Source organism: Edaphobacter sp., from assembly GCF_028283685.1.
Lineage (GTDB): Bacteria > Acidobacteriota > Terriglobia > Terriglobales > Acidobacteriaceae > Edaphobacter.
This window is the reverse complement of sequence record NZ_JAPWKF010000007.1, coordinates 325269-337119: the sequence shown is the minus strand read 5'-3', so window position 1 is coordinate 337119 and position 11851 is coordinate 325269. Positions and strand designations below refer to the sequence as shown.

General features: G+C 62.7%; 14 protein-coding genes. 2 read left to right on the top strand and 12 right to left on the bottom strand.

From position 1 onward, the window contains the following. Position 1 precedes the first annotated feature (1 nt). The 6 genes from PW789_RS12215 to PW789_RS12190 all read right to left on the bottom strand — a co-directional run bounded on the left by PW789_RS12215 (position 2) and on the right by PW789_RS12190 (position 4390). Complete coding sequence (locus tag PW789_RS12215) at positions 2–1285, bottom strand: YncE family protein (protein WP_299376626.1); 1284 nt, start codon at positions 1283–1285, stop codon at positions 2–4. Positions 1286–1520: 235 nt separating this feature from the next. Further along, on the bottom strand, positions 1521–1664 hold the full coding sequence (locus PW789_RS12210) for a hypothetical protein (protein ID WP_299376623.1): 144 nt from the start codon (positions 1662–1664) through the stop codon (positions 1521–1523). Positions 1665–1699: 35 nt separating this feature from the next. Continuing rightward, on the bottom strand, positions 1700–2431 hold the full coding sequence (gene ccsA / locus PW789_RS12205) for a cytochrome c biogenesis protein CcsA (RefSeq protein WP_299376620.1): 732 nt from the start codon (positions 2429–2431) through the stop codon (positions 1700–1702). A 56-nt stretch (positions 2432–2487) separates the two neighbouring features. Next, positions 2488–3177: a heme exporter protein CcmB gene (locus tag PW789_RS12200; protein ID WP_299376617.1), complete on the bottom strand. Its 690-nt coding sequence runs from the start codon at positions 3175–3177 to the stop codon at positions 2488–2490. Beyond that, a complete protein-coding gene (gene ybaK, locus PW789_RS12195) occupies positions 3174–3680 on the bottom strand; it encodes a Cys-tRNA(Pro) deacylase (RefSeq protein ID WP_299376614.1) in 507 nt (168 codons plus the stop codon). The genes PW789_RS12200 and ybaK overlap by 4 nt, the downstream gene beginning before the upstream one ends. Next, positions 3677–4390 carry an ABC transporter ATP-binding protein gene (locus tag PW789_RS12190; RefSeq protein ID WP_299376611.1) on the bottom strand — a complete coding sequence of 238 codons (714 nt, stop codon included), beginning with the start codon at positions 4388–4390 and terminating at the stop codon, positions 3677–3679. Before PW789_RS12190 ends, ybaK begins: the two co-directional genes overlap by 4 nt. Before the next feature lie 79 nt (positions 4391–4469). Here PW789_RS12190 and PW789_RS12185 point away from each other — a divergent pair, with 79 nt between their 5' ends. Further along, a complete protein-coding gene (locus PW789_RS12185) occupies positions 4470–5918 on the top strand; it encodes a M20/M25/M40 family metallo-hydrolase (RefSeq protein WP_299376608.1) in 1449 nt (482 codons plus the stop codon). A gap of 44 nt (positions 5919–5962) precedes the next feature. Here the strand turns inward: PW789_RS12185 and PW789_RS12180 are convergent, their stop codons facing one another. Continuing rightward, positions 5963–6415: a cytochrome c maturation protein CcmE gene (locus tag PW789_RS12180; RefSeq protein WP_299376605.1), complete on the bottom strand. Its 453-nt coding sequence runs from the start codon at positions 6413–6415 to the stop codon at positions 5963–5965. An 81-nt stretch (positions 6416–6496) separates the two neighbouring features. Then, positions 6497–6721, bottom strand: a complete 225-nt coding sequence (locus tag PW789_RS12175) for a DUF892 family protein (RefSeq protein WP_299376602.1) — start codon at positions 6719–6721, stop codon at positions 6497–6499. Between the two features lie 208 nt (positions 6722–6929). Between PW789_RS12175 and thiC the strand changes: the two genes are divergently transcribed. Continuing rightward, complete coding sequence (gene thiC / locus PW789_RS12170) at positions 6930–8408, top strand: phosphomethylpyrimidine synthase ThiC (RefSeq protein ID WP_299376599.1); 1479 nt, start codon at positions 6930–6932, stop codon at positions 8406–8408. 406 nt (positions 8409–8814) lie between these two features. Here thiC and PW789_RS12165 read toward each other — a convergent pair whose 3' ends face one another. Genes PW789_RS12165 through PW789_RS12150 form a run of 4 tightly spaced genes read right to left on the bottom strand, consistent with a single transcriptional unit; the run spans position 8815 to position 11850 of the window. Beyond that, a complete protein-coding gene (locus PW789_RS12165; protein WP_299376596.1) occupies positions 8815–9588 on the bottom strand; it encodes an SDR family NAD(P)-dependent oxidoreductase in 774 nt (257 codons plus the stop codon). 21 nt (positions 9589–9609) lie between these two features. Further along, positions 9610–9930 (bottom strand): DUF3175 domain-containing protein, encoded by a 321-nt coding sequence (locus PW789_RS12160; protein WP_299376593.1) that lies wholly within the window; start codon positions 9928–9930, stop codon positions 9610–9612. Beyond that, on the bottom strand, positions 9896–10456 hold the full coding sequence (tadA, locus tag PW789_RS12155; protein WP_299376590.1) for a tRNA adenosine(34) deaminase TadA: 561 nt from the start codon (positions 10454–10456) through the stop codon (positions 9896–9898). The genes PW789_RS12160 and tadA overlap by 35 nt, the downstream gene beginning before the upstream one ends. A gap of 47 nt (positions 10457–10503) precedes the next feature. Then, positions 10504–11850 carry an amidohydrolase family protein gene (locus PW789_RS12150; protein WP_299377863.1) on the bottom strand — a complete coding sequence of 449 codons (1347 nt, stop codon included), beginning with the start codon at positions 11848–11850 and terminating at the stop codon, positions 10504–10506. Between the last annotated feature and the right edge of the window lies 1 nt (position 11851).

Genomic DNA, 11851 nt, shown 5'->3' with positions numbered 1-11851 from the left:
TTCAGCGAACAGTGTAGGACTTCACCGCGATATCGTTCGGCGAACCGCCCGCAGGCAGCATGGTGAACAGAGCCGCTCCCTGGCGTCCCTGCGTCCGGATCACCGAGACATCACCCGAGTGCGCGTCGGCGACCAGCAGCAGATGTTCATCGGCCGAGAAGGCCAGCGCATCCGGCGCGGAGCCGGTATGGATCGTCGTCACCAGCCGCCCATCGTCGATGCTGTAGATGCTCACCAGATCGGCGCCGAAGTTCGCCACCCACAGCGTTGAGTTGTCGTGGCTCACAATCCCATGCGTCGGCTTGCTTCCGATCGTGTAGGTGCCCCCCACCTCGTTGGTCCACGTCGAAAGCTCCGAGATGGAGTCATCGGAGAAGTTCGAGGTAAAGATCTCGCCTCCATCGGGCTTCATCGCCAGGTGGACCGGCGTGTTGCCTACATCCAGCATCGTCAGCAGGTGATCGGTCAGAGCATTTGGATTCTGTTTCGCAGCCCAGGAGTCGGGCGACTGCGACAGGCTGATCGCCATCACCTGGTGGCCGCTCGAGCAGGCGACAAAGGCTTTGGAAGAGTCCGGCAGAATCTGCACGTCCGTTGCCCCCGGGCATCCCGGAAACGCCGCCCGGAACTTCAGCGCAGGTCCCTCAGACTCTGTGGGACGCGCAGGTGCCGTCGGCGCAGGGGCCTCCGGCGATCCTCCGCCGGGTCCTCGGTAGGTCGAGATATACGGCGCGACGCTGTATACCGAGACGCTGCCCGACCTGCGATTCGAGACCACCAGCGACCGCATATCCGGCGCGATGCGCGCCATGCCCGGCTGCTCGCCCGTGCCGACGACGGCGATCTCGCGCCGCGCGTCCAGGTCGATCACGCTCACCGAGTTCGACCCCGAGTTCGCCACATAAGCCCGGCCACCCTGCGCATCCACCGTGATGAAGTACGGCTGCCGGTGCACGCCGATCGTGGCGGCGACGCTGTTGGTCGTGGCATCGATGACCGTCACCGAGCCGGACCGCGTATTGACGGCGTAGACCTCGTTGCGTCGCGGATTCACCGCAATGCCTGTCGGCTGGTCGCCGACGCGCAGCGTGCGGTCCGGCCGCAGCGCCACCAGGTCCAGCACCGTGACCGTGTTGGAGGCGCCGTTGGTGACGTAGGCGTACTCGTGATAACCGGCAGGAACGTCCGGAAATCCGTTGCGGCGGCAGCCTGTGAAGACGGGGAGCAGAGCGAACGGAAGCAGGGCGGGCCCAAGGGCGCGCAGGCGATGGAAGGCTGTTGGCACTGGTGCGAGTCTATCGGGGTGGTCCCAAAGCCTGCAAGACTGACGAAAGATCAATCACATGCAGCCCTCGGGAGGGAAAAATAAAATGCCGCGAAACTTTCAACGCGGCAGCGTGTCTACCTATGTGATGCGGGGAGTTGCCAGATGGGGAGCTCTCACATCGTCTGTAAAATCCTTCTCGGACAACGAAGCTACGGCCTCTGTAGCTTCGTTGATTTTTTTAAAGAAGAGGAATTTACCGGTTATGCCGCCCCAGCGCGGCCCACTGCTTCGCCACCCAGCCCGCATAACCAAGCTGCAGCGCAATCGTTCCCACATACACATACACAAGGTGTTTGTGGGCCATCGTCGAGAGATCAAAAAAAGTTTTCCAGGTCATAAGTTGTATCGGTCTCGTCTGTTGCGGCGTCTCGCCTACTGCGGTGTCTCAAGCGAGGCCTCTAGCGCCATCAGCGCCGCCTCCTGCTCAGCCAGCTGCCGCCTGCGTTCCATCGCATAGCGGAAGCCGATCACAAAGATGCCCCACATCGTCCAACCCGCCAGATTCCACAGCACGGCGGGAACAAACTGCGGAGCGATGCCGCCGCCGTTCGGCCCGAAGACCGGTGCCGGGTGCTGCGTGCGCCACCACTGGATCGACATGTATACGATCGGTACATCGATCCCGGCGAAGATCGCCAGAACCGCCGAGAGTGCGCTCGTCTGCCCCGTGGGCGAAAACCGTCGCAGCAGCAGGTAGCTGACGTACAGCAGGAACAACAGCAGTTCCGTGGTCAGGCGTGCATCCCATGCCCACCAGATGCCCCATGCCGGCTTGCCCCACAACATGCCTGTCGCCAGGCAGATACCGGCGTACAGTGCGGTTACCTCGGCCGAGGCCACCGCGAGGGCGTCGGCGTTCAGCGCCTTCAGCGGATCGCGCCTGCGCCAGTACAGGTAGGCCAGAGAGGCCCCCAGGTTCACATAGGGGAAGACGAGGCTCAGGATCGCGTGCGCAAAGTGGTAGTAGAAGATGCGATGCAGATTGCCCATCGTCTCTTCCGGGGGGGCGATAAAGATCGCCTGCCGGAAGCCCACGACCAGCACCGCAACGGTTGCCAGCAACCAGATCACAGCGACGTTACGAAGTATCGGGGAACGGGACACAGTAACTATTATTTTACCGCGAACCGCAGCGCAGGGCTGCCGTTCGTCCCAGGGCATTATTCAGCATTCAGGACCGTCTCGAACAGCAGCACGCAGACCGTCGTGTAGATGACGTCATATCCCGCCAACTGTGTGATCCAGCTGCGGATCTGCAGCGGATCGAGATCGCCCGTCAGTACGCCCGTGGTCGCCTGCACCATCATCAGGATGGCAGGCAGCGACAGCGGCAGCAGGATCAGCGGCAAAAGCAGCTCCCGGTTGCGGGCGCGAAGTCCCAGCGCCGCGAAGAACGTGCCGTTGACCACCAGCGCCCATGTCCCCAGTGGCAGGATCAGGGCAAGCAGCCAGCCGTTGCCAAGTACCTGCAAATTGAAGAAGACCACGAAGACCGGCGCCAGCACCGCCTCCACGACCAGCACGAAGACCATGTTGGCCAGTGCCTTGCCCACAAACAGCGCCGAGGCCGGCGACGGTGCCATCCGCTGCGCCTCCAGCACCTGGTTGCGCTGCTCGCGGCTCCAGGACTGGTTCAGCGCCGTCATCGAGGCAAACAGCAGGCCCACCCACAGGATGCCGCCCGAGATCTGCCGCGTCACCGTCGGGTACCCCGCCGGGTCGAAGGCGATGGCGAAGACCACCACGACCAGAAGCACGAAGAACAGCATGCCGTTGATCGCATCGCGCGAACGCCACTCCAGGCGCAGGTCCTTGAGCAAATGATCGAAGACGTAGCCGAAGTAGCTCACCGCGCCTCTTCCGTTTTGGCCTTGGTCAGGTCGGCGATCGCCGCCTCCGCCGCCCGCAGGTAGTCCGCAGGAGAGAGCAGCACCTGTAGTCCACGCTGCCCCGCGGAGACGCTGATCACGTCGAACAGCTCGATGGTCTCATCGGCGAAGGCAGGGAAGGGCTTCTTCGCTCCCATTACCGTTACGCCGCCACGGATATATCCCGTCAGCGGCTCCACGTCCTTCAGCGAGGCCAGCTCGACCTTCTTCGCACCGGCCGCATGCGCCAGCTTCTTCAGGTCCAGCTCTGCATCGCCGGGGATGACGGCAAACAGGTGCTCTCCTGCATTGGTGCAGGAGAGCAGTGTCTTGAAGACCTGCTCCGGCGGCAGGCCGATCTTCTTGGCCACGGAGAGCGCCGTCAGGTCCTCGGGATCGACCTCGTAGGCCCGCAGCTCATAACTGATTCCCAACTGGTCCAGCAGGCGCGCCGCGTTGGTCTTCTGTGGTGCAGCATGTTTCATCCGAGCAGCCCGTCCACGACGTCCACGATCTGCCCCTGTCGCATCATGATCTTGCGATCGGCGATCGGCTCGGCCAGCGAGGCCTGGTGCGTCGTCAGGATGATCGTTCTCGCTCTGCCGCCTGCGACCGGCCACGTGCGAAAGTCCGCCAGCAGCTCCACCATCTGGCTTGAGCTGCCTACGTCCATGTTCGAGAAGGGTTCATCCAGCAGCAGCAGCTCTGGATCGGTCTGCAGCACGCGAGCCAGTGACGTCCTCTGCCGCATGCCCTGCGAGTACTGCCCCACGGGCCGCTTCAGCGTCGGGTCCAGTCCCACTGCGCGCAACGCCATCTCAGGCGAGCCCACGCAGTCGCAGCCCTCGCCCTTGTGCAGGCGCGCAAAGTATCTCAGGTTCTCCATCGCGGTCAGTTCGTCGTACAGCATCGTTGCGTGGCTCATGTAGGCGATGCGGTGGCGATGATCATGCGGCTCGCTGCCGAACACCGTTGCCTTGCCGCGTGTCGGTGTCATCAGGCCTGCGATCACGCGCAGCAGCGTAGACTTACCCGCGCCGTTCTCGCCCAGGATCATCGTGCAGCTGCCTGCGGGGAAGCTTACTGTTGCATTGCGCAGTGCCGCAAAGCTTCCATAAATCTTCGACGCACCCGACACCTCAACAGCCATCGTCGTGGCGGCGGACTCGGTGCGGATTGCGGTAGCGGTCGACATCGTTCTCCTATGCGAGTATATGGCTAGACCTCGATGGCTTGCAGCGATCGGCCATGACCGAGCGCGGAAGGATGACAGCATGAACGTTTTCAGAGGCGTCCTCTGCGCCTGTACGGTGGCAGCGTTCAGCACGCTTGCGCATGCGCAGGCGGCGGCAACCGAGGCGGCGAATCGCAGCCTGGCACGCGACCTCTTCCGCCAGATCATCGAGATCAACACCACCGATTCGGTCGGTAGCACCACCGTCGCAGCCGAAGCCATGCGCAAGCGCCTGCTCGACGCCGGCTTTCCCGCCGCCGACCTGGCTGTGCTTGGCCCCAATCCGCGCAAGGGCAATCTCGTCGCCCGTTATCGCGGCAAACCCGGCAGCACGAAGAAGCCGATCCTTCTGCTCGGCCACATCGACGTCGTTGAAGCGAAACCCGAGGACTGGAGCACCGATCCCTTCGTCTTCACCGAAAAGGACGGCTACTTCTACGGCCGTGGCACGCAGGACATGAAGGACTCCGTCGCCGCCTTTATGGCCAGTTTCATCCGTCTGCGCCGAGAGGGCTTCGTACCCGACCGCGACATCATCCTCGCGCTCACCGCCGATGAAGAGGGCGGCGCCTCCAATGGCGTCAGCTGGCTGCTCAAAAATCATCGCAACCTCATCGACGCCGGATACGCGCTCAACGCCGACGCCGGCGGCCTCAACACGCTCAAGGGCAAGCCCGTCAGCCTCGGTGTCGAAGCCACGGAGAAGCTCTATGCCGACTTCCGTCTTACCGTCACCGATCCCGGCGGCCACAGCTCGCTGCCGCGCAGGGAAAACGCGATCTATAAGCTCGCCACCGCGCTCTCCCGGCTCGAGGCCTATCGTTTTCCCGTCGAGCTGAACACCGTTACACGCGGCTACTTCCTGGCGGCGGCGAAGACGGTCACCGGCCAGCCCGCCGACGATATGCGTGCCGTTCTGTCGACGCCTCCCTCCGCCGCAGCGGTGAAACGTCTCTCCGAGGTGCCGCTGTACAACGCCATGCTGCGCACCACCTGCGTCGCGACCATGCTCGAGGCCGGTCACGCCCCCAACGCTCTGCCGCAGCGCGCCCAGGCCAACATCAACTGCCGCATCCTGCCGGGGCACACGCCGCGTGAGATCCGCGCCCGCCTCGTCGCCGCCATCAACGATCCCTCCGTGACGGTGCAGTTGCTGAACAGTGCGCAGGCCGCCAGCGACGAGGGCCTCGACGACGTCTCCGTCGCTCCGCCCCCGCTCAACCCCGAGGTCTTCAGCGCCCTGCGCTCCGTCATTGCGACGATGTGGCCCGGCCTCTCGGTTGTGCCCGAGATGGAGACCGGAGCCACCGACAGCAAGTACACGATGGCTGCGGGCATCCCGTCCTACGGCTTCTGCGGCATGGGCATCGACGAGGACGACTCCCGCGCGCACGGCCGCGATGAGCGGCTGGGCGTCGAGGCGTACTACAGAGGCGTGGAGTTTCAGTATCGCTACCTGAAGACGCTTACCGGCGGTGCAGGGAAGTAGCAGCAGTTCTGCGAGAGCAGCGGTTTTGTGAGGAAGAAGAATCGTCAGCGGGCAACAGGAAGCGCCGTGGCTGCCGCAGTAGGTGCCTTACCCGTTGCGGCGGGAGCGTACTTCGAGGCGCACTTGGCCTGCAGCTGCGTGGCGTGGAAGACGCCATCCTGGCCGAAGGTGCCGATCGCCAGCGCCTGGGCATCGTCCTTGAAGGTATCCGGCGGAGGCTCGGTGCCGCGATAGCTCACCTTGAGCTTCCGGCCTTGCTCCAGCAGCGTAAACGTCGCATTGGTGCCAGCCCGCTCGATGCTGCCGGGAGCCACGTTGCCTGCCACGCGCAGGTGGCGCACATAGGCCTTGTTGCCCATGCCCTGCAGCTCGCCGATCGTGACGTAGTAGCTCTTGTTCTGCTGCACGCCGGTGATGGCGAGATAGGCGACCGTCCCAAGGATGATGACGGTTGCAACGATGATCTTCAGAGGACTCTTCCGGCTATCGTTCGGCATGGCTGTGAATTATTTTAGCTGAGTGCCGTTGCCTGCTTCAAAACAATAGCCGATAACCGCCTGAGAGCCTCGTCGGCGAACCTAGGCGCGCGCCTTATTCGGGACCCGCCGCAAAAGCTGCTCCAGCCGTGCAAGATGGTTCTCCGTCTGCTTCATGTAGTCGCGGAACTCATTCACCAGCTGCTCATCGGTGGAGGCATCCGCCCCGCGGGGTGTGGCATGAATCATCTCTCGTTCCACGTCCAGGGTCTGCTTGAGATTGTCGACATAACGAGAGTGCAGGTTCTCAAATCGTTTAGAAGACATCGTGGACTCCACTTCATCGCGGAAATGTGCCGAACCACCCGCACCCGGGGTGTCGGTCTGGATCTTGGGGAAGGCCCTATATTCTTGGACGGGGCCGTGGGTTGGAAAGTTGGCCGGCCCATCTGCAATTGGTATCTGCAATTGGTATCGGCGATATACTCGGAGATACGTCCGAGAAGTCGAAGCACTGGTTCGGAAGAGGGGGCATATGAGCACAAACGGCACACACTCGCACGCAAATGGCACCAACGGCAATGATTACAGCGTTCCTGCGGGCCGCGCGGAGTGGATCGTCAAACGTAAAGCCGAAGCCGAACGCACCGGCGACTCGAACATGTCGCAGATGCACTTTGCCCGCAAAGGATTGATCACCGAAGAGATGGCCTTTGTCGCTCAGCGTGAGAAGGTCTCTCCTGAGCTCATCCGCTCCGAGATCGCCAAGGGAACCATGATCATCCCGGCGAACATCAATCACGTCGAGCTCGAACCCATGTGCATCGGTGTCGAATCCCTTTGCAAAATCAACGCCAACATCGGCAACTCCGCCATCACCTCCAATGTGGATGAAGAGCTCCGCAAGCTCCACACCGCGGTCCATTATGGCGCCGATACCGTGATGGATCTGTCGACGGGCGGCGACATTCCGTCTATCCGCGAAGCCATCCTGCGCCACTCGCCCGTGCCCATCGGCACCGTGCCGCTCTACGAGGCGCTCTCACGCGTCAAGAAGGTCGAGGATCTCAACATCGACCTCTACCTCGAGGTCATCGAGGAGCAGGCGCAGCAGGGCGTCGATTACTTCACCATCCACGCCGGCGTTCTCGTCCAGTACATCCCGATGGTGGCCAAGCGCATCACCGGCATCGTCAGTCGCGGCGGCGCCATCATGGCGCAGTGGATGACGCACCACCACAAGCAGAACTTCCTCTACGAGAACTTTGATCGCATCACCAAGGTCATGGCGAAGTACGACGTCAGCTACTCCCTCGGCGACGGCCTCCGTCCCGGTTCGGTCGCCGATGCCTCCGACGAGGCGCAGTTCGCTGAGTTGAAGACGCTGGGCGAACTCACCCGCCAGGCCTGGAAGGACGATGTGCAGGTCATGATCGAAGGCCCCGGCCACGTGCCGATGGACAAGATCAAGGAGCAGGTCGACAAGGAAGTCGAGCTCTGCGACGGCGCGCCGTTCTATGTCCTCGGACCGCTCGTCACCGATATCGCTCCCGGCTACGACCACATCACCTCGGCCATCGGCGCAGCCATGATCGGCTGGCACGGCGCGGCGATGCTCTGCTACGTCACCCCGAAGGAACACCTCGGCCTGCCCAACGAGAAGGACGTCAAGGACGGCATCATCGCCTACAAGATCGCCGCTCACGCCGCTGACATCGCGCGTCACCGCCCCGGTGCCCGCGACCGCGACGACGCCATCTCGCACGCCCGCTACACCTTCGACTGGGACAAGCAGTTCGCTCTCTCGCTCGACCCGGAGACGGCGCGCAGCATGCACGACGAGACCCTGCCCGACGACTACTACAAGGAAGCCGCCTTCTGCTCCATGTGCGGCCCCAAGTTCTGCTCCATGAACTGGTCCAGCAAGGTCGATCAATTCAATGAGAAGGAACACGGTCTCAAGAAGCCGGACCTCACACAGATCGTCACCGAACAGATGGCGCTGCGCGGCTAACCGCTGCTCTCGCAAACAGAAATGCCGCACTCGAAGGAGTGCGGCTTTTCTTGGTATCAAAGTCTGCTAAATGCGAAAGTCTGAGACCGTTTGGCTTTCCGTTGTCTGCGCGCCCACCAGCGCCGGCGCTTTACAGCGAGTCTTTCTCCTTTTTGTCAGAGCCTATTGTCAACAGGGAGGGAGCGATGATCATTGCCAGGAAGAGTCCGGCGAGAATCAGGTCATGAAGCATGGGGAGGGTCTCCTCTTTGATCCCGGCGTTGCGCCGTTGTCAAGAAGATCATGCAACTGTTTGCATAAGGGAAACATCCCCCGGAGGAATCGTGCTCCTCCCCCATTGGTTGTAGATCGTGGTCAAATTCCTGGCAGCTCTATTGCTTCGTGAGTCGCTCTATTGCTCGTGGCTCTATTGCTCGTGATAGTCGACCATCAGGCCGCCATCCACCACGTAGGTGCTGCCGGTGACATAGGCTGCCTCGTCCGACGCCAGAAAAGCCGTCACCCCCGCGACTTCTTCGGATGAGCCCATCCTCCCCAGAGGGATGTTCTTCAGCAGCGAATCCAGCTTCGGCTTGTCATCCAGCAGCTTGGCGTTGATCGGCGTCGCAATCGCCCCCGGGGCCACATTGTTGATCGTGATCCCCAGCGAACCCAATTCCACTGCCAGGTTCCGCGTCAGCATGCGCAGGCCGCCCTTGGCCGCGCAGTACGTCGAGAAGTGAGGAAACGCCATATCCTCGTGCACCGAGCTGATGTTGACGATCCGTCCCGGCCTCTTCGCCTCTCGCAGGCGGCGCACAAAGGCCTGCGTCAGAAAGAACACGCCCTTCAGGTTCACGTTCAGGACCATGTCATAGTCCTCCTCGGTGACCTCCCAGAAGTCCGCCCCCTTCTCCACACCCGCGTTGTTCACCAGGATGTCGCAACCGCCCAGCTGCGTCCACGACTCGTCGATGAGCCGCTGCAGGTCCTCCATCTTCGAGACGTCGCCCTGCACCACGACCGCCCTGCCGCCGGCTTCTTCGATCTGCTGCTTCGTCTTCGCGGCGCCCTCGGAGCTGCCACGATAGTTCACCACCACCGCCGCGCCATCGGCGGCCAGCCGCACCGCGATCGCCTGTCCGATGCCAGATGATGATCCTGTGACCAACGCCACCTTGCCGTTCAGCCGACCCGCCATCGTCTCTCCTCTTACGAACCGTTATGCCGCTTTCTTTGCATGAGTCTTTGCGGCGTGCTTCTTCGCGGCCTTTCGGGGAGCCTTCTCATGCTGCTCCGCGATGATGCCCGACAGAATCGTCTTCGCTCTTTCAAGCGCCTTGTGATGCGAGGCGGAGAGGTTTTTCCCCGCACGGTTGATGTAGAAATTCAGCATGCGCATCCCCGAGGCCGGTCCCTTGGGCGAGACCTTCTTCGATGCCAGGGCCTTCGCAATCACCGTAGGACTCTTGGTAAACAGACCCGATTCCGGGTACGTCGATTCCGTATCAACCTTCGCTGACCACTTCTTCGCTGTCGTCATCGGTTCCTCCCGTGAGCGCATCCTCTGCGTCCATAGGATGCGGATCGAGCCGCCTCCTGCCCCGCCGTGCCTGGAAAAAATCGCTCAGCATGCGGCTGCACTCCCCGGCGAGCACGCCCGTCGTCACCTCGGTGGTGTGGTTGAGCAAGGGGTGATTCATCACCTCCAGCGCGCTTCCGCACGCCCCCGCCTTCGGGTCGGTTGCGGCATAGATCAGGTGTGCGATTCGCGCATGCAGGATGGCTCCTGCGCACATGGCGCAGGGCTCCAGCGTGACGACCAGCGTGCACCCCCTGCCTTCGGGTGTCAGAAGGCGATAGTTCCCCAGCGCGCGGCCTGCCTCACGCAGCGCCACGATCTCGGCATGGGCCGTCGGATCGGAGTCGCGCAGCACGCGATTCTGCCCGCGACCGAACACTGTCTCTCCGTCCGGCCCCACGACGATCGCTCCCACCGGAACCTCGCCTGCGGCCTCTGCGGCGCGGGCCTCGGCGATCGCCAGCCGCATCATCTCTTCCTGGTTCATCGCCCTAGTGTAGCCAGTCTGCGGCTCGATGCTGCCGGCACAGCGCCTTAATCCTGCGGCGGCGTGTTCGGCACCAGCTCGCCGTGGTGGTAGACCGCGCTGATCTTCCTCGTATTGCGCACGTCGATCAGCGGATCGGCATCCAGCAGCAGCAGGTCCGCCAGGTATCCGTCCTGGATCAGCCCCACGTTCAGATGTGGATTCATCTGGTGCAGCAGCCGCCCATTCTCTCCCGTCGCCAGCGTGATCGCCTGCATCGGCGACAGGCCCGCCGCCACCAGGTCCTCCAGCTCGCGATGTTCGCTGAATCCCGGGATGCGGCCCACCACGGCACCCGAGTCCGTTCCAAAGCCCACCGCCACGCCGCCGTCAAAGATCGTCTTCAGGTTCTTCATCGCCATCGCGTGGTCTTTCTTCGCCTGCTCGGTCGAGGCCAGCGTCTTCTCCGCGTATCCCGGAGCCTGCAGCTTGGCCAGCAACTCCGGCCCCGCCGCCTGCTTGAAGAAGTTGGTCTCCATCACCTCGGGATGTTCGGCGTACAGATAAAAGGCCTCATCCAGCGCCAGCGTGGGAATGTACCAGGTCTTGCGATCGACCATCTCCTGCACGATGGCGGGATCGACCGCCTGATCGCGAATCGAGTGCGCCAGAATGTCGACTCCTGCATCCAGCACGCTCTTCGCATCTGCCTGCGTATACACATGCGCAGCCACCTTCAGATGCTTCTTGTGCGCCTCGTCGATGACGGCCGTATAGACCGCAGGCTGCATCGGGGGAATCTTGCCATGTCCGCTGTCCAGCCAGAACTTGATCAGGTCGACGTGATGGCCTGCCATCTCATCCACGGCCTTGCGGGCCTCGTCCGGGCTCGCCGGGCGATACACCTGGTCTGGCGCCGTCTCCAGCCCCGGCGCTCCATTGGGCACGCCGATGCCGCGGCCGGCGGTGAGAATCGTCGCTCCGCCCAGCTTGCCGGCGCGCTGTTGATCGCGCAGGTCATATACCAGGTCGCGGTTAGCTCCCAGCGAGATGATCGTCGTCACGCCGTAGCGCTCGAACTGGTTCAGTGCCTTGGTGACGTTCTCTGCCGTGTACGCATTGGCGGACGACTCTGCATTGTTCAGCAGCAGGCCAAGATGCGAGTGCGCGCTGATCAGCGCCGGCATCACCACCTTGCCGGCGCAGTCGACTACGTCCGTGCGCTCCGGCTGATCCTTCTTGAACATTGGCCGCACGCCCGTGATCGTGCCCTTGTGCAGCCATACGTCCATGTGCTGCTGCGGCCTCGCGCCCGTGCCGTCAACCACCGTGACGTCGTGCAGGATCAGCTCTTTCTGCTGAGACAGCGCGGTGAGTGAGGCGCAAAAAAGAAAGGCACACGTAATCGTTCGCATC